Source organism: Caballeronia cordobensis, from assembly GCF_001544575.2.
GTDB classification, from domain to species: Bacteria; Pseudomonadota; Gammaproteobacteria; order Burkholderiales; family Burkholderiaceae; genus Caballeronia; species Caballeronia cordobensis.
In genome coordinates, this window is the sequence record NZ_FCNY02000007.1 from 293,158 (window position 1) to 316,404 (window position 23,247).

A 23,247-nucleotide genomic window follows, 5' to 3' on the forward strand; every position below is an offset into this window, starting at 1 on the left:
CATCCATGTCATCTTCCGTGTTTCCTTTCTCCGCGCTCGTTGCGCAAGCGCCCTTGCAGCAGGCGCTCTTGCTTGCGGCGGTCGATCCGTCGATCGGCGGCGTGCTCGTCAGCGGGCCGCGCGGCACGGCGAAATCGACGGCGGCGCGCGCGCTCGCCGAGTTGCTGCCCGAAGGTCGGCTCGTGACGCTGCCGCTCGGCGCAAGCGAGGAGCAACTCATTGGCACGCTGGATATTCAAAGCGCATTGCGCGATAGCGCGGTGCGCTTTTCTCCGGGCCTGCTCGCGAAAGCGCATCTCGGCGTGCTCTATGTCGACGAGGTCAATCTGCTGCCGAATCCGCTCGTCGATCAGTTGCTCGACGTCGCGGCGAGCGGGGTGAATATCATCGAGCGCGATGGCATCTCGCATCAGCATGACGCGCGCTTCGTCCTGATCGGCACGATGAATCCGGAAGAGGGCGACTTGCGTCCGCAGTTGCTGGATCGCTTCGGGCTTGCGGTCGAGATGAGCAATCATTTCGATGCGAGCGTGCGGCAGCGCATCGTGAAAGCGCGCCTTGAATTCGATATGGATGCCGAAGCATTTCGCGAACGGCATGCAGACGAACAGGCTTCCCTGGTCGAGCGCATTCACGCGGCGCGCGCGTCGCTCTCCACATTCGATTTCGACGATGCCGTTCATGCGCGCGTGAGCGACCTTTGCATCGAGGCGCATGTCGATGGCTTGCGCGCGGATATCGTGATGCTGCGTGCAGCGCGGGCGTTGGCGGCGCTCGAAGGCGCATCAAGTGTCTCAGTGACGCATGTCGAACGCGTCGCCGATGCCGTGTTGAAGCATCGGCGTCGTGAAGCGCAAGCCGGTTCGGAATCGCCGCAAAACACGGCTGATCCGACACCGGGCGATACAAACAAAGGCGACGGGGATTGGGGTTACATGCCGCCCGAGCCGGCGGGAACCGCGCACGTCAAATCGGTGAGGCCGCTCGCCGCAAAAAAAGCCTGAGCCATCGAAGGCGCGACGCGGATGCCTTCGACACAGGGCATCGCCTTCGGTGGAACACGGGCCGTTTCGCGTCGCGTGAAGGCGAACAGGGCGCGTCCATCGACTGGATGGCGACGCTGCGCGCGAAGCGTTCCGCGCCGCTCGATGCGCGGCATCTGCGCTATCGCCGCACGCAGGGCGAGGGCGCGCAACTGCATTGCTTCGTGCTCGATTGCTCCGGTTCGATGCTCGCCGGCGAGCGGCTCGCGCGCGCGAAAGGGATGCTCGTCGCGTTGTTCGACCGGGCTTACCGCGAGCGCGCGCAGATCGCGCTCGTGTGCTTCGGCGGCGGGCGTGCGGAGGTGCGTCGTCAGCCGGGCGCGGCGCATTGGTTCAACGAGCGATGGGTTGCGCCGATCGGCGGCGGCGGAGGAACGCCGCTCGCGCTCGGCCTGGCGAGTGCGGCGACGGTGCTCGAACGCGCGGCGAGGCGCAGGCCTTCGCAGAAACGCTGGCTGTGGGTGCTGACCGATGGCCGCACGAACGAGCGGCCCGACGCGCCTGCATCGGCGGATGAAATCGTCGTGGTGGATTTCGAGGAAGGTGCGATACGGGCGGGGCGCGGCAAGCGCTTCGCTAGCGACTGGAACGCGCAATACGTCACCGCCGATGACGCGCTGTCCTACTCGTACCAGCGCGGCGTATAAACCCAGTCGCCCACCACGCGCGTGGTCGATGAGCCGACGATCACCATCGTCCGCATATCGACCCACTCGCTTTTCAGCTCGCCGAGCGTCACGACCCGCAAGGCCTCGGCCGGACGCCCGATATCCCTTCCCAGCACCACGGGCGTCTGCGGTTTCCGATAACGCTTCACGATGTCTATAGCACGATCGAACTGCAACGGCCGCGCCTTCGACAGCGGGTTATAGAAGGCCATCACGAGATCCGCTTCGCCAGCATGCGCGATACGTTTCTCGATCACGCTCCACGGTTTCAGGTTGTCCGATAGCGACAGCACGCAGAAATCATGGCCCAGCGGCGCACCCGCGCGCGCGGCCGTCGCGAGCGATGCCGACACGCCCGGCAGGATCGCGAGTTTCACCGCGCGCCATGCGGGCTGCGATGCGTAGGCGCGGTCGAGCGCTTCGAGCACGGCCGCGGCCATCGCGAAGACGCCCGGATCGCCCGACGACACCACGACCACGCGCCGCCCTTCGCTCGCCAGTTCGAACGCGTGGCGCGCGCGCTGCAGTTCCTCGCGGTTGTCGGTGATGTGCACGCGCTGATCGTCGCGAAACGGGCCCGCCATGCGCACATAAGTCTCGTAGCCGAGCACGTCTTGCGCAGTGTCGAGCGCGGCGCGCGCGGCGGGCGTCATCGACTCCGCGTTGCCGGGGCCGAGCCCGATGACGGTCAGCGTGCCGCGCGCGCGGCCTATCGACTGCGCATCGACGGGCGCATCGTGGACCTGCAACGCGATGCCGTCGTCGCTATCGAACGGCGCGGCATCGGAGAAGCGTAGAGGCAGATCCAGCGCACGCGCGGCATCGGCGAGCGATGCCGAGGTCATCAGATGCACGGGCGCGACCAGGGCCGCAAGCGCCAGCGGCGACAGCCCTCGTTCGCGCAAGGCGATACGCACGCGTTCCACGATGCCGGTATCGTCGTCGATCCAGGCCAGCACGCAGCGCGGATGAATCACGAGGCTGTGTTCGTCGTCCACCGTGTGCGGCGTGATGCGCACCGTGAGACGCGCATCGTCCGCGAGGGGCAGGGCGGCCGCGTCGAGCCACGGCGCGCCGCCTTCGATGCGCGTCGTTGCTCCCGCAAGCAAGTCCGACACGAAGCGCTTGCCTTGCTCGATATCCGCGAGCGCGTAACCCTCGGGCGGCGCGAGCAGACACTGGCCGAAGCGCAATTCGCCGCTCGTCGTGATCGCGGGCGCGATATCGAGCGCCGCGCCGATCTCGCGCGCCAGCGCATTCACGCCGCTCGTGCCGCCAAGCAAGGGCACGACCGCGCTGCCATCCTGCGCGACGGCGAGCACGGGCGGCTCGGCGGACTTGTCGGCGAGGCACGGCGCGAGCGCGCGAATCACGATGCCCGCCGCGCACAGCGCGACGATCGGCACGCCCGCGCGATACAGCTCGCGCATATGCTCGCCGAAATCGTCATAAGCGATATCCGCGCTTACGCGATGCGCGAGGCCATGCACGCGCGCTGCATCAAAACGCGATTGAATGCGCCGCGCCGTATCGAGCGCGGCGGGGCCCAAAATCACGATCGCCAACGGAGAACTCAGGCCCGCCATTTTTTCCCCGGCACGACGAGCAGTGAAAAATACGGCGAGGCCATCGGATCGACTTCGTCGAGCGGCACGATGCGCTGGTTGCTCATCGTCGCGCGTTCGACATAGAGCGCGCGTTCGTCGAGCCCGAGCTTGCCGAGCACGCGCCGCACTTTCTCGAAGTTGCGTCCGAGCTTCATGATGACGGCCGCATCCGCCGTTTCGAGACGTTGCTGCAACTCGTCTTCGGGCAACACGCCCGAAAGCACCGACAGACTCTGATTGCGATACACGAGCGGCACGCCGAGCACCGCGACGCCGCCGAGCATCGAGCACACGCCCGGCACGACTTGCGCTTCGAAGCGCGCGGCGAGCCGATCGTGCAGATACATGTACGAGCCGTAGAAGAAGGGATCGCCTTCGCAGATCACCGCGACGTCGCGTCCGGCTTCCAGATGACCGGAGATCGTGAGCGCGGCTTCATCGTAAAACGCGCTGATGATCGTCTCGTAGCACAGCGGCGGTTCGAGCGCCTCGGTCGTCACCGGATAGACGAGCGGCAGGCGCGTTTGCGCCGCATCGAGATGCGACTCGATGATGCCGAACGCATTGCCCTTCTTGCCCTTCGCGACGAAATACGCAACCACGGGCGCGGCCTTCAGAAGCCGCAATGCCTTCACGGTGATCAGTTCCGGATCGCCCGGGCCGACACCCAGGCCAAAAAGACGTCCGCGCATCATTCGGTCTCCGAAGCAAGTGCGTTCACTGCGGCGGCGGCCATCGCGCTGCCGCCGCGCCGGCCGAGCAGCGCGACGAAGGGCACGCCGCGGCTGTCGGCGGCGAGCATGGCTTTCGATTCGGCCGCGCCGATGAACCCGACCGGAAAGCCGAGGATGAGCGCGGGCTTCGGCGCGCCCGCATCGAGCATGTCGAGCAGATGAAAGAGCGCGGTGGGCGCATTGCCGATCGCGACGATTGCGCCGTCCAGATCGGGACGCCAGAGTTCGAGCGCGGCCGCCGAGCGCGTGTTGCCCATCGCACGGGCGCGTTCGGGCACCGAGGCATCGCCGAGCGTGCAGATCACGCGATTGCCTGCGGGAAGACGCGCACGCGTGATGCCTTCGGCGACCATGCGCGCATCGCATAGGACCGGCGCGCCTGCCGCCAACGCTCGCCGGCCCGCCATGCCCGCGCCCGGCGAGAAGCGCAGATCGCTCACGATATCGACCATGCCGCAGGCGTGGATCAGGCGCACCGCGAGCTTTTCCAGATCGGCGGGAAGGGCGGTCAGGTCGGCTTCGGCGCGGATCGTCGCGAAGGACTGGCGGTAAATCTCCGCGCCGTCGCGGATATAGTCAGACATCGGCATGGCTCCGGGCGAGCCGTTCGGCCGCCTCTTCGATAGTGAGATTGCGCGCGACGGTTCCATCGTCGCGATGTAGGTCGTAACGGCCCGGCGCGGCGGCATAGAGCGTGGCCGGAACCGGATGCGCCGCCGCGCACGAGCGCTCGCAGCCGCTCAGATGCACCTGATGCGTGTCGTGCGCGGGCAGCAGCGGGGCGAGGCGAAGCGCATCGGCTTTGGTGTCGGCGCGGCTTTTTACGCAGCCCGCCGAACCCGCGCACGCGATGAGGCGCGCAAGCGGCGCGCGCGGGTCGGTGGCGAGGCCGAGTGCGGTCAGGCGCCGCAGCACGTCGTGCGTGTCCGCCGGCACAATGCCCGCGATCAGCACGCTTTGCCACGGCGTCATCGAAAGGCGGCCTTGCGCGTGCTCGTCGGCGAGATCGGCGAGGGCATCGAGCGTGCTGGCGTCGAGCCGCCCGAGCGGCGTCTGCGCGCCCGCATACCATGTCGCGCGCTGCGGCTCTTCGTGCGCGCCGAGCCGTAACGAGGCATCGGCGGGGGCGCGTCGCCATGTTTCCAAACCGGTATCGAAGGCGAAGGCTTCGAGAAAACGCGCAGTGCCCGTAGTGCCGATACGCGCGAGCAGATCGCGCATGCGGTTTTCTTCGGGCCTGGCCATCGCGAGAAACGCGCGCAAGATGGCGGGAACGAACGTGACCAGCTTGTCCGCCGCGATGGCGCCGAGCGCGGGCTGTTGCGGCGTCCCGGCAAGCCCGAAGGCGAAGCGCGCGCCGCCGTCGATGGACGAGAGCCAGAGATCGTGCGGATGATCGAGCATCGCGAGGCGCTCGCCGCCGTCGAGCTGCAACGCGAACTTGGGCGACAGCGCGTGAAGCGCGGCATCGGCCTGCATCGCCGCGATAAGTTTCGCCGCGAGCGCGCGCGTGCCGTCGCTCGCGAGCGGGCTCAGCATCAGATTGCGGATGTCGTCGCCGGTCGCCGCGGCCGGGCCGAGGCCGGCATCGAGCGCGATATCGATGAGCGCGGCGTGGGCGTCGTCGCGAATGCCGCGCAGTTGCAGATTCGCGCGATTGGTCACTTCGATCACGCCCGAGCCGCACTCCCGCGCGGCGCGCGCCACGGCCCGCGCCGCGTGCGCGCTCAATGCGCCGCCGGCGAGGCGCAGACGGGCGAGCCCGCCGTCGCGCGCGGGCACGATGCGCATGAGGCCCGGACACGCGGATGCGCGCGCGGCGGTCGTCAGCGGTGAGTGGTCGAATGAAGTCAAAAGCGTGACCCGTCAGGGCTTCGCGCATGTCGAGCGAACCGGTACACCCCGCCCGGCTGGCGTTGCGCGAATGCGTTGAGTCGGCAGGTCTCTTGGCTGGCAGGTCTTCATTCGCGCCGGCCTTCCCGGTAAAAACCAGTGGCAGTGGAGCGCGGACTCGCTGCGTACAATTGCGGGGGCAGCCACAGTTTCGCTGTGTTCCCTCTTAGGCCCTCGGGCTGAACCCTCGGGCACCGACGGACCTGTATTATGCCCGCTTTTATCGACCATCCGGACGCTTCCGGGCCGCAACGCGAAGCGTATTCCGAACCGCAAAAAGGAGACGGCGCATGTCGACCTGGCTGACCGTGGTGGGGATCGGCGAAGACGGCTGGCACGGGCTGTCGCGCGTGGCGCGCCGCGCGCTCGTCGATGCGCAGTCGATTCACGGCGGCGAGCGCCATCTCGCGCTCCTGCCCGCGCGCGTCGCGGCGCGGCGCGTGCCGTGGCCCAAGCCCTTTTCGCTCGATGCCGTGCTCGCCGAGCGCGGCGACGGCCACACACGCATCTGCGTGCTCGCGAGCGGCGATCCGATGTGCTTCGGCGTCGGCGCGACGCTCGCGCGCGAAGTCGCCAACGGCGAAATGCGCGTGATTCCCGCGCCGTCGTCGCTGTCGCTCGCGGCGGCGCGCTTGCGCTGGGCGTTGCAGGACGCGGTGTGCGTGTCGCTCGTCGGGCGGCCGGTCGCGTCCTTGCTCGCGAGCCTGCATCGCGGCGTGCGCCTGCTCGTTTTGAGCGCCGACGGCATGACGCCCGCCGCCGTCGCCACGCTGCTGACGGCGCATGGCTTCGGCGCGAGCCGCATGACGGTGTTCGAGCATCTCGGCGGGCTGAACGAACGCCGCATCGACGAACGCGCCGACGACTGGCGCGAGCCGCTCGTGGCCGCGCTCAATCTCGTCGCGATCGAATGCCGCACGCACGCGGGCCACGCCGGGCCGCCGCTCACGCCGGGCCTGCCCGACGACGCCTATCGGCACGACGGCCAGCTCACGAAGCGCGACGTGCGCGCGGTGACGCTTGCGCATCTCGCGCCGCAGCCGGGCGAATTGCTGTGGGACGTGGGCGCGGGCTGCGGCTCGATCGGCATCGAATGGATGCGCGCGCACGGCGCCTGCCGCGCGATCGCCATCGAAGCGAACGAAAGCCGGCAGCGTCTCATCGAACATAATCGCGACGCGCTCGGCGTGCCCGCGCTGCAACTCGTGCGGGGCGTGGCGCCCGGCGCGCTCGACGGCCTGCCCGCGCCCGATGCCGTGTTCATCGGCGGCGGCCTGACCGTGCCCGGCCTGCTCGATGCGTGCTGGGCGCGTCTGCGTCAGGGAGGGCGGCTCGTCGCCAATGCGGTGACGCTGCAAAGCGAAGCGGCGCTCGTCGAATGGCGCGCGCGGCACGGCGGCGAGCTGACGCGCATCGGGATCGCGCAGGCGGAGCCGCTCGGCAGCTTCGACACCTGGCGGCCGGCGCTGCCGATCACGCTCCTGCACGCGAGCAAGCCGTGATGCGTCATGCGTGAAGAGTCGCCGGAACAGGCCGCGCCGCTCAGAAGCGGCTACACGACGGGAAGCTGCGCCACCGCGACGAGCCTCGCCGCCGCGCGCCTGCTGCTGCTCGGCGAGACGAGCGAGCGCGCGGACATCGTCTTGCCGAAGGGCCGCCACGTGACGATGACGCTCTCGTTCTGCCGGACGACGGGCAGCGATGCCGCCGAAGCGGGCGTGATCAAGGACGCGGGCGACGATCCCGACGTGACGCACGGCGCGCTCGTCTTCGCGCGCGTGCAATTGTCCGATTCGACCGGCGTGCGGTTTCACGCGGGCGAGGGCGTCGGCACGGTCACGCGCGCCGGGCTGGCGCTCGCGGTCGGCGAACCGGCGATCAATCCGGTGCCGCGCAAAATGATGACCGAACATCTCGAAGCGCTCGCCGCCGGCGCGAGCTATCGCGGCGGCTTCGAGGTGAGCATCGGCGTGGAGAACGGCGCGGCGCTCGCGCTGAAGACGATGAACCCGCGGCTCGGCATCGTCGGCGGTCTGTCGATACTCGGCACGACCGGCATCGTCAGGCCGTTTTCGTGCTCGGCGTATATCGCGTCGATTCATCAGGGCATCGATGTGGCGCGGGCGAACGGTTATCGGCATATCGCCGCGTGCACGGGCAATCAGAGCGAGGACGCGATGCGCGCGCTGTACGGCTTGCCCGACATCGCGCTGATCGAAATGGGCGACTTCGCGGGCGCGGTGCTCAAGCATCTGCGGCGCGCGAGCGTGGACAAACTGAGCTTGTGCGGCGGCTTCGGCAAGCTGTCCAAGCTCGCGGCGGGGCATATGGATCTGCACAGCCGCAGTTCCAGCATCGATCTGACCTTGCTCGCGGTCTGGGCCGCCGACGCGGGCGCGAGCGACGCGCTGCAGGCGGCGATCCGCGCGGCCAACACGAGCCAGGAAGCGCTCAAGCTGGCACGCGCCGAAGGCATCGCGCTCGGCGATATCGTGTGCCGCCGCGCGCGCGCCGTCGCGCTCGACGTGCTGCCGCCGGGCATCGACGTCGAAACTTTCGCGATCGACCGGCAGGGGCACATCGTCGGGAGTGCGGCATGAAGCGCGTGCTTGTGCTCGGCGGCACGGGCGATGGGCTCGCCATCGCGCGCGGTCTGCCCGCCGGGCATGTCTACAGTCTCGCGGGCCTCGGGCGCGTGCCGGCCGATCTCGCGTGTTCGGTGCGCGTGGGCGGCTTCGGCGGCATCGACGGGCTGGTTCGCTATCTGCGCGACGAGCGCATCGCGCTCGTGGTCGATGCGACGCATCCGTATGCCGCGCAGATGAGCCGCCATGCGCACGCGGCGTGCGCGAGCGCGCACGTGCCGCTCTGGGCCGTACGCCGTCCGGCATGGCAACCGCAAGCGGGCGACGACTGGCGCGATGCGCCGGACTGGCGCGGCATCGTCGAGCGGATCGGGTCTTATCGGCGGCCGCTTTTCACGCTCGGACGCGAGCCGCTTGCGCATCTCGACGAGATTCCCGCATCGCAGCACTGGACGATCCGCTGTCTCGACGCGCATCCGGGCAATGCCCGCGCGACGATCGTCGATGCGCGCGGCCCGTTCGATCTCGATGGCGAGCGCGCCCTGTTCGATGCAGCGGGCGTCGATGTCGTCATCAGCAAGAACAGCGGCGGTCGCGCGACCGAGGCGAAACTCGCGGTCGCGCGCGAGCGGGGCCTTGCCGTCGTGATGCTCGCGCGGCCCGTGCTGCCCGATGCCCACCGCACCTTCGACGATGCCGCGAGCGCACTCGATGCGCTCACCCATTGGCTTCACACATCGGAACAATGACTGTCTATTTCATCGGCGCGGGACCGGGCGATCCCGAACTCATCACCGTCAAGGGGCAGCGGCTCATCCGCGAATGCCCGGTGATTCTCTACGCCGGCTCGCTCGTGCCGGAAGCGGTGCTGGCGGGGCATCGCGCGGCGCAATGCATCGATACGGCCGAGCTCGATCTCGACGCGATCGTGGCGCTCTTGCGGCAAGCGCACGCGAACGGCCAGGACGTGGCGCGGGTGCATTCGGGCGATCCGTCGCTGTACGGCGCGATCGGCGAGCAGATCCGCAGGCTCGATGCGCTCGCGATTCCCTACGAAGTCGTTCCCGGCGTGACGGCGGCGGCGGCATCGGCGGCGGCGCTCAAGCGCGAACTGACGCTGCCCGGCATTTCGCAGACGGTGATTCTCACGCGCTACGCGACGAAAACGTCGATGCCGGAGGGCGAAAGTCTCGCGGATCTCGCGCGCCATCGCGCGACGCTCGCGATCCATCTCGGCGTGCGGCATATCGAGCGGATTGTCGCGGATCTGCTGCCGCACTACGGCGCGGATTGCCCGGTCGCGGTCGTGTTCCGCGCGAGCTGGCCGGACGAGACGCGCGTGGAGGGAACGCTTGCCGATATCGCGTCGAAAGTGCGCGCGGCGGGCATGGAGCGCACGGCGATGATTCTCGTCGGCCGCGTGCTCGCCGCCGACGGTTTCGCGGATTCCACGCTCTACGCGAAGGACTGATCACGCCATGCGCGACCTCGACGCCGTGTTCGATGCGCTCGCGAAATCGGCCTTCCGGCGGCGCTTCGCGCTCGGCGTGCGCGAGGGGAAATATCTGCGGGAAAAGGGCATCGACACGGTGCTCGCGCAGGCGCACGAACTCATCGGCAAGCGGCTCGCGCCGCAAGCGCCTCTGAACGACGGCAAGCAGACGCCGTTTCGCGGGCATCCGGTGTTCATCGCGCAACACGCGACGGCGACGTGCTGCCGCTCTTGTCTCGCCAAATGGCACGGCATCGCGGCAGGCAGCGCGCTCGACGACGCCGAGCGCCGGCATGTGGTCGATGCCATCGAGCGCTGGCTGCGGGCGCAGCCGCTTCCGACTCAGCCGGCACCGGCGCCCGCCAATCCGCAGCGCGAACTGCCGTTCTGAAGGCTACTCGTGGCGAGGCGCGGCCGCCCGCGTCTTCGCGCGCCGCGCCAGCATGTTGAGGCCTTCGACGAGCGCCGAGAACGCCATCGCCGCATAGATATAGCCCTTCGGCACGTGCGAGCCGAACCCTTCCGCGATCAGCGTCATGCCGATCACGAGCAGAAAGCCGAGCGCGAGCATCACGATCGTCGGATTGCGCTCGATGAAGCGCGACAGCGGGCCCGCGGCGAACAGCATCACCGTGACGGCGGCGATCACCGCGACGAACATGATCGGGATGTGCTCGGTCATGCCGACCGCCGTCACGATGCTGTCGATGGAGAACACGAGATCGAGCAGCAGGATCTGACCGATCGCCGACAGCGGCGTCAGGCGCTTCGGCGATGCCGCGCCGGCCTGCGCGTCGGCGTCGTGCGCGACGTGATGATGGATTTCGGTCGTCGCCTTCCAGACGAGGAACACGCCGCCCGCGATCAGGATGATGTCGCGCCACGAAAAACCGTGTCCGAACGCCTCGAAAATCGGTGTCGTGAGCCGCACGATCAGCGCGACGGTGCCGAGCAAGCCGAGCCGCATCACGAGCGCGAGCGCGATGCCGATGCGCTGCGTGCGCTCCCGGTGCGCCTCGGGCAGCTTGTTGGTCAGGATCGAGATGAAGATCAGGTTGTCGATGCCGAGCACGACTTCCATCACGACGAGCGTCGCGAGGGCGGCCCAGGCGGCGGGATCGGCGAGGAGGGCGACGATGTAATCCATGATGGTTCGAATGAGGTTCGACGGTGAGGGCGTGATCTTAGCCTGATCGGCCCGGGAATTGAAAGGAGTCTGAAAACTTGTGGCGCGCACGAGGCGCTTTCCACGCGCGCCGGTAATTCTGTCAACGAAATTAGTCAGACCCGCCACAAATACCGGATTTGAAACGATTATTTGCGCTACTTCTGATGATGCGACGCGTCATTTACGGGTAAACTCCTACGCTTACCTGGCCGCGTCTTTTGCGGCGTCATTAAACCATCCTGTCGCCGCAGGACAACACGCCAAGCCGCATGCAGCAAAAATCGCAACGTCTCGTCGAACTGGATTTTTTCCGGGGACTGGTTCTGCTGATCATCGTCATCGATCACATCGGCGGCAGCATGTTGTCCCGCTTCACGCTGCATTCGTTCGCGCTGAACGACGCCGCCGAAGTCTTCGTGTTCCTCGGCGGCTTCGCCACGGCCACGGCGTATGTCTCGCTCGCCGAGCGCCGCTCCGAAAGCGCGGCGCGGGTCCGGTTCCTGAAGCGCGCATTCGAACTGTATCGCGCGTTTGTGGTCACGGCCGTGCTGATGCTCGTCGCCTCGTTCGTGCTGCGGCCGTTGTTCGGTCACGCGCCGAATCTCGCGCTGCACGACCTCGACAGTCTCCTGTCCGAGCCGGTTTCCTCCATCGCGCAGATTCTGACGTTCGAGCGCCAGCCGTATCTGGCCGCCGTCCTGCCGATGTACGCGTTCTTCGCGCTCGCCGTGCCCGTCATGCTGCCGCTCGCACGCAGCAAGCCGTGGCTCTTGCTCGGTCTGAGCCTCGCGCTGTGGGCGTTCGCCGCGCAGATCGGCGAACACATGCCGTCCGTCGATGACAACCTCTGGGACTTCAACCCCGCCGCGTGGCAGCTCATGTTCGTGCTCGGCGTGCTGGCGCGCTGCCAGCCCATCTATCAGCGCGTGAGCGCGAACCGTTTCGGCTGGATCGTGAGCGCGGGCGCGGCCGCGCTGATCGCCGGCATGGCGTACTACAAGCTGCTCGTTTTGCCGCCCGTGCTGGATAGCGCCTTCAAGCGCGACCTGGCCGGTCCGCGCGTCGTCAATTTCCTCGCGATCGCGTGGATCGCGGCGAATCTGGCGCGCTACGGCATCGTCAAGGAAATCGCCAAACGGCTGCCGTGGGTCGGCGCAGTGGGGCGCGACGGCATGGTGTCGTTCGTCGCGGGCACGGTGATTTCGCTGACTGTCGATTCGATCCTCTTCACGCTCACCGACGGCCTCGTCAACGTGCCAGCGGGACTCGCCGCCGACGCCATCGCGATCGGCGCGCTCCTTGCCGTGCCGCGCGTGCATAAGTGGGTGTCGGGCTGGCTCGGCACGCGCCGTGCACCGCCGGTGGCCGCCGCGCGTGCCGTCGCCGCGACCGACAACCGCATGCGATAGGCGCAATCGAGCGGGCAGTTCGCTGCCCGCTTTTATTTTCGAGCGATAGGCAACTAACGGTCTGGTTTTTTCGCCGCCTCGAACCGAGAGCGCCAAGGCACACGGCTTGCATGCACAGGTCACCACAACTAAAACCGGACCTGCCATGCTCAAGCTCGCCATTCTTTTCGCGGTCATTTCCGTCGTCGCCGGTTTCTTCGGCTTTACGCGCGTGTCGTCCGGCGCGGCGGGCATCGCCAAAATCTGCTTCTTTATCTTCCTGATCCTGTTCGTGATCTTCCTGATCGTCGCGATCTCGGCCGGATCGCTGGTGCTGTAGCGGGGAGGGCGCGCGGGAACTCCGCGCTTCCTCGAATCGACCCGCGCGCCGCGACGGTGTTACATTGCCCCGAAGAGACACGGCGGACACGGCGGACACGGCGGCTTCGGCCGAAGCCGCCGCGTAACGCGACAAGGAGGGGCAATGCAAGCCATCGGCGCGGCCTTGCGGCCGGAACAGCGCGACGTCATCCGTCATTCGCACGAGCGTTCGGCCACGTTCGGCCTTTGCGAGACCATGCGCCCGGACTATGCCGTGCTCTCGGGCGCGGAACTCGCCGTCAAGCTGGACAAGAGCCGCGCGCTGTTCGCGCATGCGCTGCCGGTCATGGAAACGCTGTACGCGCAGATCGCGAATACGCACAGCATGATCGCGCTGACGGATGCGGGCGGCCTCATCCTGCATTCCCTCGGCGACGACGATTTCCTCGCCCGCGCCGAAAAAGTCGCGTTGCGCGCGGGCGCGGTGTGGAGTGAGGCGCATCAGGGCACCAACGCAATCGGCACGACGCTCGCCGAGCGCAACGCCGTCACCGTGCACGGCGACCAGCACTATCTGCGCGCCAATCGTTTCCTCACGTGTTCGAGCGTGCCGATCCTCGATCCGCACGGCAATATCTCGGGCGTGCTCGACGTCACCGGCGACCGGCGCGGCTATCACCAGCACACGATGGCGCTCGTGAAAATGTCCGCCCAGATGATCGAGAACCGGCTGATCGCGAGCGCATTCGGCGACGGCCTGCGCATCCGCTTCCATAGCCGGCCCGAGTTCATCGGCACGCTGATGGAAGGCATCGCCGTCTTCGATCTCGACGGGCGGCTGCTCTGCGCGAACCGCAGCGCGCAGTTTCAATTCGGTCACGAACTCGGGCGCCTGCGCGTGCTGACGCTCGAAGCATTGTTCGGCGAACGCGCGGATGCGCTCATCGCCCGGTCGGGCGAAGCGCCTTGCCGACTGGAACTGCATAGCGGCGTGGTGGTGTTCGCGAGCGTCGATTTCCACGCGCGCGCGGCGTCGAACGCGGTGCAGGCGGCGAGCGCCGTCGCCGTGCGTGAGCCGCCGCGCGCATCCGGGCTCGACGATCTCTGCACCGGCGACGCCCAGATGAGCGACATCGTCGCGCGCGTGCGCAAGGTCATCGGCAAGAACATACCGATTCTGATCGGCGGGGAAACGGGCGCGGGCAAGGAGATGCTCGCGCGCGCCATTCACGCCGATTCGCCGCGCCGCGCGGGGCCGTTCGTCGCGGTGAATTGCGCGTCGCTGCCGGAGACGCTGATCGAATCCGAACTGTTCGGCTACGCGCAGGGCGCGTTCACCGGCGCGGCGAAGCGCGGCGCGACCGGCAAGATCGTGCAGGCGAACGGCGGCACGCTTTTTCTAGACGAGATCGGCGACATGCCGCTCGCGATGCAGAGCCGCCTGCTGCGTGTGTTGCAGGAGCGCGTCGTCGAGCCGCTCGGCGCGGCGCGCGCGGTGCCGGTCGATTTCACGCTCGTCTGCGCGAGCAACCGCAAGCTGCGCGAATGCGTCGCGCAAGGCGAGTTCCGCGAGGATCTGTACTACCGCATCAACGGTCTTTCGGTGACGCTGCCGCGGCTCGCCGCGCGCACCGACCTGCGCGCCGTCGTCGACAAGCTATTGCGCCACGAGCGTTTCGCGGGCCGCGTCGTCGGCATCGGCGATGACGTGCTCGCGCTCTTCGCGCGTCATCCGTGGCCGGGCAATTTCCGGCAGTTGAGCAACGTGCTGCGCACCGCGTCCGCCATGCTCGACGATCACGATACGCACATTCGCGTCGAACATCTGCCGCACGATTTCGTCGATGAACTGGGCGAACGCGTACCGGCCAACGACGCGCCGGCAAGTACGAGCGGCGCCCGTCTCGCCGATATCGAAGCGGGCGCGGTCGCGGCGGCGCTCAAGGCGCACGGCGGCAACGTATCGGCCACCGCGCGCGCGCTCGGCATCTCGCGCACGACCTTGTATCGCAAGTTGAGGGTTTAGCCTTCGAGCGGTTTCGCTTTGTTTGCGGATGGCGGCAGCGAGCCGCTCAGATCCTTCAGGCCGACGCCGGTCAGCTTCAGCCTGCGCGCCTCGTTCAGAAGCCACAGCAGTTTGAACGCGGCGGCGTCGTAACCGAGTCCTTCCGGGCGCACGTTGGAGATGCAGTTGCGTTCGGCGTCGTGGCGGCCGGCGCGCGGCGCGTAGGTCACATAGAGGCCGAGGCTGTCGGGCGAACTCAGGCCCGGCCGCTCGCCGATCATCACGACGACGATCTGTGCCTGTAAAAGCTCACCGATGCGATCGCCCAGCGCGACGCGCGCCTGTGTCGCGATCACGACGGGCCCGAGGTTCCAGCCGTCGAGTTGCCCGCGCAATGCCGCAAGCAGCGGCGCGACGTGGCGTTGCGCGGCGAACGCCGACAAGCCATCGGCGGCGACGAAGACGAGCTCGCATTCGCCTTCGGTCTCGCACGCGTGCGCCGCGAGCCGCCGTGCGCTCTCATCGTCCAGCACGCGGCCGAGATCCGGCCGTCGCAGATAGACATCGCGGTCGGGCGCGGCGCTTCGCGCGTCGAGCGTGTCGAAGCCCGTAGCGCGGATCGCGTCGCCGAGCGCGGCGGTATCGAGCGGCTGGTGCACGGCGTCGCGCGCCTGTGCGTGCGCAAGCTCGAACGCGAGCAAGGGCGCGGTCGGCAGGCTGCTGCCCGCGCGGCCGAGCGCGATGCGCGCGTTCGTGAAGCGTCTGAGCGCGTCCCAGGTGTCGGCGTTCGTCATGATTCGATCCATTCGAGCAATGGGTGCGCCGGCGGTGGCAACAACTCGCCGCGGGCATCGGTGACGTGCATCTTCTCCAGCCACGCCTCGAACTCGGGCGCGCGCTTCAGGTTCAGCGCGCGGCGGATATACAGCGCATCGTGAAACGAGGTGCTCTGATAGTTGAGCATGACATCGTCCGCGCCCGGCACGCCCATGATGAAGTTGACGTTCGCCACGCCGAGCAGCGTGAGCAGCGTGTCCATGTCGTCGGAATCGGCTTCGGCATGGTTCGTGTAGCAGATGTCGCAGCCCATCGGCACGCCGAGCAGCTTGCCGCAGAAGTGATCTTCGAGGCCCGCGCGGATGATCTGCCGTCCGTCGTAGAGATATTCCGGCCCGATGAAGCCCACCACCGTGTTCGTCAGCAACGGCTTGAAGCGGCGCGCAACCGCGTACGCGCGCGCCTCGCAGGTCTGCTGATCGACGCCGTGATGCGCGTTCGCCGACAGCGCGCTGCCTTGTCCGGTCTCGAAGTACATGACGTTATCGCCGACGGTGCCGCGCTTGAGCGACGCCGCCGCGTCGTGCGCTTCCTCCAGCAGCTTGAGGGACACGCCGAAGCTCGCGTTCGCGCGCTCGGTGCCAGCGATCGACTGAAACACGAGATCGACCGGCGCGCCGCGTTCGATCGCCGCGAGCGTGTTGGTGACGTGCGTGAGGACGCACGATTGCATCGGCACGTCGTAGCGCTGGCGGAAGTCGTCCATCATCGCGAGCAGGCTGCCGATGGCGGCGGGCGAATCCGATGCGGGATTGATGCCGATGACCGCGTCGCCGCAGCCGTAGAACAGCCCGTCGAGCATCGATGCGGCGATGCCTTTCGCGTCGTCGGTCGGATGATTCGGCTGCAGGCGCACCGACAGACGTCCGGGCAGGCCGATCGTCGTGCGAAAGCGCGTGACCACCGGGCGCTTTTTCGCGGCGAGGATCAGGTCCTGATTGCGCATGAGCTTGGAGACGGCCGCGGCCATTTCCGGCGTGACGCCCATCGTGAGGGCTTCGAGCGCGGCGGCGCCGGTGCTGTCGGCGAGCAGCCATTCGCGGAATTCGCCGACCGTCAGATGCGCGATGGGCGCGAAGGCCTCGCGCGAATGGGTATCGACGATGAGGCGCGTGACTTCGTCGTGCTCGTAGGGAATGAGCGGTTCGTCGAGGAAGGCCGAGAGCGGCGTCTGCGCGAGCGCCATTTTCGCCGCGACGCGCTCTTCCTCCGTGTCGGCCGCGATGCCCGCGAGTTCGTCGCCGGAGCGGCGCGGACTGGCGCGGGCGAGCAGCGTCTTCAGATCGTCGAAACGGTAGCGGCGCGCGCCGATCGTCGCGTGATAGCTCATCGCTCTTTCCCCGAACGGATCGATCCGCTCACTTTAACCGCATCGCGCGCGGACAAAAAAGCGCCGCCCGGGCCGAAATGCGCCCGCGTGCGATAATTTTTCGTTCGATTCAGTCCGCGCACGCCCGCAAACCCGTGAAAAACCTGCTCGTTTCCATCGACCGTCTGCGCGATTTCGACGAAATCGTCGATGTCCGCACACCGCTCGAATTCGCCGAGGACCACGTTCCCGGCGCGATCAACGCGCCCGTGCTCAGCAACGAGGAGCGCGTGATCGTCGGGACGATGTACAAGCAGGTCTCGCCTTTCGAGGCCACGCGCGTCGGCGCGGCGATGGTCGCGCGCAACATCGCGCATCATCTCGACACGCTGTTCGCGGACAAGCCGCGCAACTGGCGGCCGCTCGTGTATTGCTGGCGCGGCGGCAAGCGCTCCGGCGCGATGACGACGTGGCTGAACATGATCGGCTGGCAGGCGCGTCAACTGGAAGGCGGCTACAAGAGCTACCGGCGCGACGTGATGGAGCGGCTCGGCATGCTGCCGGGGCGGTTCCGCTATGTCGTGCTGATCGGTCCCACGGGCAGCGGCAAGACGCGGCTCTTGAAGGCGCTGTCCGCGGCGGGCGCGCAGACGCTCGATCTGGAAGGGCTCGCGGCGCATCGGGGATCGCTGCTCGGCGCGTTGCCGGGACATCCGCAGCCGTCGCAAAAGGCGTTCGATTCCGCGCTGCTGGCGAGGCTTTCGGGCTTCGATCCGGCGAAACCGGTTTTTGCCGAAGCGGAAGGGCGGCGCATCGGCTCGATCACGATATCCGACGCCGTGCTCGACAACCTGCACGCGGCGTCGTGCGTGCAGGTGGAAGCGCGCCGCGAAGACCGCATCGCATTTTTGCTGCAAGATTACGCGCATCTCTTCGACGATCCCGCGTTTTTCAAGGCGCAGTTGTCGAAGCTCGTCGCGCTGCACAGCCGCGAGCGCGTGGAACGCTGGCATCGGCTGATCGACGACGACGCGCGCGCTGCGCTTTTCGCCGAATTGATCGATTATCACTACGATCCCGCGTACGGGCGCAGCAGCCAGGCGCTCTACAGGGCGTTGCCGCACGCGTCGCGCATGCTGTTTCGTCCGAACGATGCGGATAGCGTCGATCAGGCGAAGGCCTTGCTTGCCCGGCTCGCCGAGACGGCGCCCGCGCTCTGATTCAACTCACTTCTTTCAAGAAAAATATGACCACGCTTCGACAACCGCGCGTCGCTCTGGGCTGGCTGGTGTTCCTGCTGATCGCCGTCGTGGGGCTGTTCTATGTCAAATGGTTTCCGTACTACAACCGCGCGTTCGTCGCGGCGAGCCAGCATTCGATCGGCAAGTCCATTCTGATGGGCACCGCCGCGAGCGCGCCGGAACCGTCGTGGCAGGCCGCGCTCGATTACGCGATCGCCTACGGCAAGGCAATCTGGCAGGCGATGGTACTGGGCCTGCTGCTCGGCTCCGCGGTGCAGGCGCTGATTCCGCCGCGCTGGGTCGCGCGCGCGCTCGGCGAGCATAACTTCGGCAGCGTCGTGAACGGCGGGCTGATGTCCTTGCCCGGCATGATGTGCACGTGCTGCGCGGCGCCCGTTGTCGCGGGTCTGCGGGCGCGCGAGGCCGCGCCCGGCGCGGCAGTCGCTTTCTGGCTCGGCAATACCGTGCTCAATCCCGCGGCGCTGGTTTTCATGGGTTTCGTGCTCGGCTGGCAGTGGACGGGTTTGCGCCTCGTGCTCGGCGTGCTGATGGTGTTCGGCCTGGGCTACGCGGTGAACCGCATGGTGACGCCCGCGCAGGCGGCGGCATCGCGCGCCACGCTCGCCAAGCTCGTCGAAGAAGACGAACCGGGCACGGCGTTCTCACGCTGGATCGCGATTCTCGGGCGCATGGCGTTGCGCCTGATTCCCGAATACATCGTGCTCGTGCTGCTGCTCGGCGCGGCGCGTGCGTGGCTCTTTCCGCATATCGGGCCGGACATCGACAACGGCATGCTCTGGATCGTCGCGTTCGCGGTCGCCGGCACGCTCTTCGTCATTCCGACGGCCGGCGAAGTGCCCATCATTCAGGCGATGCTGTCGCTCGGCATGGCGGCGGGGCCCGCCGGCGCGCTCCTCATGACCTTGCCGCCCATCAGCGTGCCGTCGCTCGCGATGCTCGCGCGATCGTTTCCGCCGCGCGTGCTGGCGGTGGTGTCGGTGGCGGTGGTGGGCTTCGGGATCGTGAGCGGATTGATCGCGGCGGCGTGGTTTTGAGCGTGCCCGCTCAATGAATCGCCGCGCCCGCCTTGATCAGCAGCTTGAACGGCAGCGCGAGCAGCATCGCGCCGCCGACGCCCGCCACCCATAGCGCGACGAACCAGAACACCTTGCGCGCGCGTTCAATGGTAGTGATGTTCGCCATGACGCACCTTTCCTCTGAAAACCCAATAGCCTAGCGTCGTGTACGCGACGATCACGGGCAAGATCACCGCCGCGCCGACGATCGTGAAGAGCTGGCTCGAACGGGGCGCGGCCACGTCCCAGATCGACACGCCGGGGAAAATGGCATCGGGCGAAAGGCTCAGAACCAGTCCCGTATAGCCGAGGAACACGAAGCCGAGCGCCATCGCGAACGGCTGTTTTTCGTGGCGGGACTTGATCGCGCGGCGCATCGCGAACGCGCAGGCCGCGACAAGCACCGGCACCGGCAGCATGCGATAGAACCACGGCGAATCGAACCAGCGCGACGCGATGCCCGCATCCTGCAACGGCGTCCAGATGCTGACGACCGCGATCGTCGCGAGCTGCAATACCGTGAGCGGCCACACGACGCGATACATGCGCCGCTGCAAGTCGCCTTCGGTCTTCGCGATCAGCCAGCATGCGCCGAGCAGCGCATATGTGACGACGAGCGCGCCGCCCGTGAAGATCGAGAAGGGCGAGAACCAGCCGAAGGCGTCGCCGGAGAAGCGGCCGTCGGCGACGGGAATGCCGCCGAGGAACGCGCCGAGCGCCACGCCCTGAAAGAAGGTCGCGCCCGCCGATCCGCCGATGAACGCGAGGTCCCACATGTGCTTCGTGCGCTGCGCCTTCGCGCGGATCTCGAACGACACGCCGCGGAAGATCAGGCACACGAGCATCAGCACGAGCGGCAGATAGAGCGCGGACAGCACGGTCGAATAGACCATCGGGAAGGCGGCGAACAGCCCGGCGCCGCCGAGCACGAGCCAGGTCTCGTTGCCGTCCCAGACGGGCGCGACGGTGTTCATCATCACGTCGCGGTCGTGCTGGTCGGGAAAGAAAGGAAAGAGAATGCCGATGCCGAGATCGAAGCCGTCGAGCACCACGTAGAGGAAGAGGCCCGCCGCGATGATCGCGGCCCAGGCGAGCGTGAGATCCATATGCTTATGCTCCTTCGATGGACTGTTGCGGCAGGCTGAGCGGGCGTCGCGCGCTGCCGTCGGAAGGCTGGCTCGGCGCGCCGGGCAAGGCGGGACCGTGGCGCAGCAGCTTCAACATGTAGTAGATGCCCGTGCCGAAGACGATCGTGTACACGATCACGAACGCAAGCAGCGACACGCCGACCTGCTGCGCCGTGATGGGCGACACGGCATCCGCCGTGCGCATCACGCCGTAGACGACCCACGGCTGGCGGCCCGCTTCGGTCGTGACCCAGCCCGCGAGCAGCGTGATGAAACCGCTCGGGCCCATCGCCAGCGCGAAGCGATGGAACCAGCGCGCATCGAACAACCTGCGCTTGCGATGCAGCCACCACGCCGCGAACGACATCGCGATCATCAGCACGCCGAGTCCCGCCATCACGCGAAAGCTCCAGAACACGAGCGTCGAATTCGGACGGTCTTCCTTCGGGAATTCCTTCAGGCCGCGAATCTCGCCGTCCCAGCTATGCGTGAGGATGAGGCTGCCGAGATGTGGAATCGACACGGCGTACTTGGTCGTTTCCGCTTCCATGTCGGGAATGCCGAAGAGATTGAGCGCGGTGCCGCCTTTCTCGGTCTCCCAGATGCCTTCGATCGCCGCGATCTTCGCCGGCTGATGTTCGCGCGTGTTCAGGCCGTGCGCGTCGCCGACGATCGCCTGGATCGGCGTGAGCGCGAGCAGCAGCCAGAGCGACATCGAAAACATCTTCTTGATGGCGGGGTCGCGGCGGCCTTTCAGCAGATGCCACGCGCCCGTCGCGGCGACCACGAGCGCCGCGACGATGAACGCCGCGATCGCCATATGCGCGAGCCGGTACGGAAACGACGGATTGAAGATGATCGCCCACCAGTCCACCGGCACGACGTGATCGCCCTCGATACGAAAGCCTTGCGGCGTCTGCATCCAGCTATTGGACGCGAGAATCCAGAACGTCGAGATGAGCGTGCCGATCGCGACCATCAGCGTCGCGCCGAAGTGCGCTTTCGGACCGACCTTGTTCCAGCCGAACAGCATGATGCCGAGGAAGCCCGCTTCGAGGAAGAACGCGGTCATCACTTCATACGTGAGCAAGGGGCCCGTGATGGGACCGGCGAAGCTCGAAAAGCCGCCCCAGTTGGTGCCGAATTCGTAAGCCATGACGACGCCCGACACGACGCCCATGCCGAACGCGACGGCGAACACCTTCGACCAGAAGAGGCACAGCTCCTTGTAGACCGGCTTGCCGGTTTTGAGCCACGCGCCTTCGAGCACCGCGATGAAGCTCGCGAGCCCGATGGAAAGCGCGGGAAAGATGATGTGAAACGAGACGGTGAACGCGAACTGGATCCGCGCCAGATCGAGTGCTTCGGGAGTCGATTGCATGATTGACTGTGCCTTGGAAATTCACGCGCGGCCCGCGTCGGAAGGCGGGCGAGTCCGGTGCTGAATGAGACGTCTGACGGGCCGGAGCTTAGCGCCATTTCGACAAACTGTTGCGCTGCGTCAGACGTTATTCATTGCGCGCAAATGCCGCAGTTTCAAGGGCTTAGCGCAGCTACCAGATTGATTTGCCGATGATTTCGAGATGCCGGGATAGTGCGGTGCGGCAAGAGCGCGCAGACGCTTTCGCGACAATCGACCGCACGGCTGGAGTCGGTGCGCGGCAGGCCCGGAAAGAACTTTTACGATGCGCCGGCACGAGACGTGCGAACGGGGCGGGTACCATAATGACTTTTGGACACGCGCACCGCGCGAGCAGGAAGGAGAAGCATCATGCGCCTCGATGACGAAGCAGAAAGCCGGAATGTCGAAGACCGGCGCGGCGGGGGCGGCGGCTTTCGGGTCGGCGGCGGATCGATCGGCATCGGCACGATCGTCATTGCGCTCGCAGCGTCGTATTTCTTCGGCATCAATCCGATGACCATCATCAACGGCGCGCAGGTGCTGCAAGGCAATGCGCCGCAGCAGCAGGCCGCGCCGAGCAACGCGCCGCCCGCCAACGATCCCGGCGCGGTCTTCGTGCGCCGCGTGCTCGGCAATACCGAGCGGACCTGGCAGCAAGTCTTCCGCACGCAGTTCAATCAGGACTATCCGGCGCCGAAGCTCGTGATGTTTTCGGGCGCCACGCAGACCGCCTGCGGCACGGGACAGGCCGCCATGGGTCCGTTCTATTGTCCGGGCGACCGCAAGGTCTATATCGATCTCTCGTTCTATCGCGAATTGCGCGACCGCTTCGGCGCGAGCGGCGACTTCGCGCAGGCTTACGTGATCGCGCACGAAGTCGGGCATCACGTGCAGAACGTGCTCGGCATCATGGGCAAGGTCGATCAGGCCCGCTCGCGGATGTCGAAAGAGCAGGCCAATGCGCTGTCGGTTCGCGTCGAGTTGCAGGCGGACTGCTTCGCGGGCGTCTGGGCCGCGGTCGCGCAGCAGCAGAACGCGAAGCTGATCGAGCCCGGCGATTTCGAACAGGGCTTGAACGCCGCGGCCGCGATCGGCGACGACCGTCTGCAGCAGCAGTCGCAAGGGCGCATCGTGCCCGAGGCGTTCACGCACGGCACGAGCGCGCAGCGCCAGCGCTGGCTGCGGCGCGGTATGTCGACGGGCGATGTCAGTCAGTGCGACACCTTCTCGGCGCGCTCGCTCTGAGTGTTCGTCGGGCGCGGCCGAAAGCGGCCTTTCGTCTCGAAATGGACTATGCTGAACCGTCGAGGCGCGGCCGCATCGCCTCGCGGCTTGCCGCCGGTGCTTACAA

General features: G+C 67.1%; 23 protein-coding genes and 1 riboswitch. Of the genes, 13 read left to right on the top strand and 10 right to left on the bottom strand.

The annotated features are described in order from the left end of the window. Positions 1 to 5: 5 nt before the first annotated feature. Together AWB70_RS15860 and AWB70_RS15865 are read left to right on the top strand one after the other, a co-directional pair. Positions 6 to 1,004 (top strand): magnesium chelatase ATPase subunit I, encoded by a 999-nt coding sequence (locus AWB70_RS15860; protein WP_053569151.1) that lies wholly within the window; start codon positions 6 to 8, stop codon positions 1,002 to 1,004. A gap of 107 nt (positions 1,005 to 1,111) precedes the next feature. Further along, positions 1,112 to 1,690, top strand: coding sequence for a vWA domain-containing protein (locus AWB70_RS15865; RefSeq protein WP_053569152.1), 579 nt, complete (start codon positions 1,112 to 1,114; stop codon positions 1,688 to 1,690). Here AWB70_RS15865 and cobJ read toward each other — a convergent pair. From cobJ to cobG, 4 genes are read right to left on the bottom strand one after another with little or no spacing between them, the layout of a single operon-like run. Then, the gene (gene cobJ, locus AWB70_RS15870) at positions 1,666 to 3,297 is read right to left on the bottom strand and encodes a precorrin-3B C(17)-methyltransferase (protein ID WP_200826420.1); all 1,632 of its coding nucleotides are present in this window, start codon (positions 3,295 to 3,297) and stop codon (positions 1,666 to 1,668) included. The two genes, AWB70_RS15865 and cobJ, sit on opposite strands and share 25 nt — an antisense overlap. Then, a complete protein-coding gene (locus AWB70_RS15875; RefSeq protein WP_045453682.1) occupies positions 3,285 to 4,013 on the bottom strand; it encodes a precorrin-2 C(20)-methyltransferase in 729 nt (242 codons plus the stop codon). The genes cobJ and AWB70_RS15875 overlap by 13 nt, the downstream gene beginning before the upstream one ends. Continuing rightward, positions 4,010 to 4,636 carry a precorrin-8X methylmutase gene (locus tag AWB70_RS15880; RefSeq protein WP_014250658.1) on the bottom strand — a complete coding sequence of 209 codons (627 nt, stop codon included), beginning with the start codon at positions 4,634 to 4,636 and terminating at the stop codon, positions 4,010 to 4,012. Before AWB70_RS15880 ends, AWB70_RS15875 begins: the two co-directional genes overlap by 4 nt. Next, complete coding sequence (gene cobG / locus AWB70_RS15885) at positions 4,629 to 5,906, bottom strand: precorrin-3B synthase (protein ID WP_053569153.1); 1,278 nt, start codon at positions 5,904 to 5,906, stop codon at positions 4,629 to 4,631. Before cobG ends, AWB70_RS15880 begins: the two co-directional genes overlap by 8 nt. Before the next feature lie 65 nt (positions 5,907 to 5,971). After that, a riboswitch (cobalamin riboswitch) is annotated at positions 5,972 to 6,159 on the bottom strand. Between the two features lie 76 nt (positions 6,160 to 6,235). Between cobG and AWB70_RS15890 the strand changes: the two genes are divergently transcribed. Genes AWB70_RS15890 through AWB70_RS15910 form a run of 5 tightly spaced genes read left to right on the top strand, consistent with a single transcriptional unit; the run spans position 6,236 to position 10,413 of the window. Next, entirely contained in the window at positions 6,236 to 7,447 is a 1,212-nt protein-coding gene (locus tag AWB70_RS15890) for a bifunctional cobalt-precorrin-7 (C(5))-methyltransferase/cobalt-precorrin-6B (C(15))-methyltransferase (protein WP_014250660.1), read from the top strand. 6 nt (positions 7,448 to 7,453) lie between these two features. Beyond that, positions 7,454 to 8,545, top strand: a complete 1,092-nt coding sequence (locus tag AWB70_RS15895; protein WP_014250661.1) for a cobalt-precorrin-5B (C(1))-methyltransferase — start codon at positions 7,454 to 7,456, stop codon at positions 8,543 to 8,545. Next, positions 8,542 to 9,279 (top strand): cobalt-precorrin-6A reductase, encoded by a 738-nt coding sequence (locus AWB70_RS15900; RefSeq protein WP_053569154.1) that lies wholly within the window; start codon positions 8,542 to 8,544, stop codon positions 9,277 to 9,279. Before AWB70_RS15895 ends, AWB70_RS15900 begins: the two co-directional genes overlap by 4 nt. Beyond that, positions 9,276 to 10,001, top strand: a complete 726-nt coding sequence (gene cobM, locus AWB70_RS15905) for a precorrin-4 C(11)-methyltransferase (RefSeq protein WP_053569155.1) — start codon at positions 9,276 to 9,278, stop codon at positions 9,999 to 10,001. The genes AWB70_RS15900 and cobM overlap by 4 nt, the downstream gene beginning before the upstream one ends. 7 nt (positions 10,002 to 10,008) lie before the next feature. Continuing rightward, entirely contained in the window at positions 10,009 to 10,413 is a 405-nt protein-coding gene (locus AWB70_RS15910; RefSeq protein WP_053569156.1) for a DUF4186 domain-containing protein, read from the top strand. A gap of 3 nt (positions 10,414 to 10,416) precedes the next feature. On the opposite strand, the gene AWB70_RS15915 is transcribed toward AWB70_RS15910, so the two are convergent. Next, complete coding sequence (locus tag AWB70_RS15915; protein ID WP_014250665.1) at positions 10,417 to 11,169, bottom strand: TerC family protein; 753 nt, start codon at positions 11,167 to 11,169, stop codon at positions 10,417 to 10,419. Between the two features lie 290 nt (positions 11,170 to 11,459). On the opposite strand from AWB70_RS15915, the gene AWB70_RS15920 reads away from it, so the two are divergent. From AWB70_RS15920 to AWB70_RS15930, 3 genes are all read left to right on the top strand, one after another. Further along, complete coding sequence (locus AWB70_RS15920) at positions 11,460 to 12,599, top strand: OpgC domain-containing protein (RefSeq protein ID WP_053569157.1); 1,140 nt, start codon at positions 11,460 to 11,462, stop codon at positions 12,597 to 12,599. 145 nt (positions 12,600 to 12,744) lie between these two features. Further along, positions 12,745 to 12,918: a DUF1328 domain-containing protein gene (locus AWB70_RS15925; RefSeq protein ID WP_041731592.1), complete on the top strand. Its 174-nt coding sequence runs from the start codon at positions 12,745 to 12,747 to the stop codon at positions 12,916 to 12,918. Positions 12,919 to 13,062: 144 nt separating this feature from the next. Then, positions 13,063 to 14,925: a sigma-54-dependent Fis family transcriptional regulator gene (locus AWB70_RS15930; RefSeq protein ID WP_053569158.1), complete on the top strand. Its 1,863-nt coding sequence runs from the start codon at positions 13,063 to 13,065 to the stop codon at positions 14,923 to 14,925. Here AWB70_RS15930 and eutC read toward each other — a convergent pair. Both eutC and AWB70_RS15940 read right to left on the bottom strand, forming a co-directional pair. Beyond that, a complete protein-coding gene (eutC, locus tag AWB70_RS15935) occupies positions 14,922 to 15,698 on the bottom strand; it encodes an ethanolamine ammonia-lyase subunit EutC (RefSeq protein WP_053569159.1) in 777 nt (258 codons plus the stop codon). The genes AWB70_RS15930 and eutC overlap by 4 nt on opposite strands. Further along, positions 15,695 to 17,071 (bottom strand): ethanolamine ammonia-lyase subunit EutB, encoded by a 1,377-nt coding sequence (locus AWB70_RS15940; protein ID WP_053569160.1) that lies wholly within the window; start codon positions 17,069 to 17,071, stop codon positions 15,695 to 15,697. Before AWB70_RS15940 ends, eutC begins: the two co-directional genes overlap by 4 nt. Positions 17,072 to 17,205: 134 nt before the next feature. Here AWB70_RS15940 and mnmH point away from each other — a divergent pair, with 134 nt between their 5' ends. Both mnmH and AWB70_RS15950 read left to right on the top strand, forming a co-directional pair. Next, on the top strand, positions 17,206 to 18,270 hold the full coding sequence (mnmH, locus tag AWB70_RS15945) for a tRNA 2-selenouridine(34) synthase MnmH (RefSeq protein WP_053569279.1): 1,065 nt from the start codon (positions 17,206 to 17,208) through the stop codon (positions 18,268 to 18,270). Positions 18,271 to 18,296: 26 nt separating this feature from the next. Continuing rightward, the gene (locus AWB70_RS15950) at positions 18,297 to 19,346 is read left to right on the top strand and encodes a permease (RefSeq protein WP_053569161.1); all 1,050 of its coding nucleotides are present in this window, start codon (positions 18,297 to 18,299) and stop codon (positions 19,344 to 19,346) included. A 10-nt stretch (positions 19,347 to 19,356) separates the two neighbouring features. On the opposite strand, the gene AWB70_RS39030 is transcribed toward AWB70_RS15950, so the two are convergent. From AWB70_RS39030 to AWB70_RS15960, 3 genes are read right to left on the bottom strand one after another with little or no spacing between them, the layout of a single operon-like run. Next, entirely contained in the window at positions 19,357 to 19,494 is a 138-nt protein-coding gene (locus AWB70_RS39030; protein WP_167350994.1) for a hypothetical protein, read from the bottom strand. Next, a complete protein-coding gene (gene cydB, locus AWB70_RS15955) occupies positions 19,472 to 20,473 on the bottom strand; it encodes a cytochrome d ubiquinol oxidase subunit II (protein ID WP_053569162.1) in 1,002 nt (333 codons plus the stop codon). The genes AWB70_RS39030 and cydB overlap by 23 nt, the downstream gene beginning before the upstream one ends. Positions 20,474 to 20,477: 4 nt before the next feature. Next, positions 20,478 to 21,875: a cytochrome ubiquinol oxidase subunit I gene (locus AWB70_RS15960; RefSeq protein ID WP_053569163.1), complete on the bottom strand. Its 1,398-nt coding sequence runs from the start codon at positions 21,873 to 21,875 to the stop codon at positions 20,478 to 20,480. Positions 21,876 to 22,265: 390 nt separating this feature from the next. On the opposite strand from AWB70_RS15960, the gene ypfJ reads away from it, so the two are divergent. Then, positions 22,266 to 23,141 carry a KPN_02809 family neutral zinc metallopeptidase gene (ypfJ, locus tag AWB70_RS15965; RefSeq protein ID WP_053569164.1) on the top strand — a complete coding sequence of 292 codons (876 nt, stop codon included), beginning with the start codon at positions 22,266 to 22,268 and terminating at the stop codon, positions 23,139 to 23,141. The last annotated feature ends 106 nt before the right edge of the window (positions 23,142 to 23,247 follow it).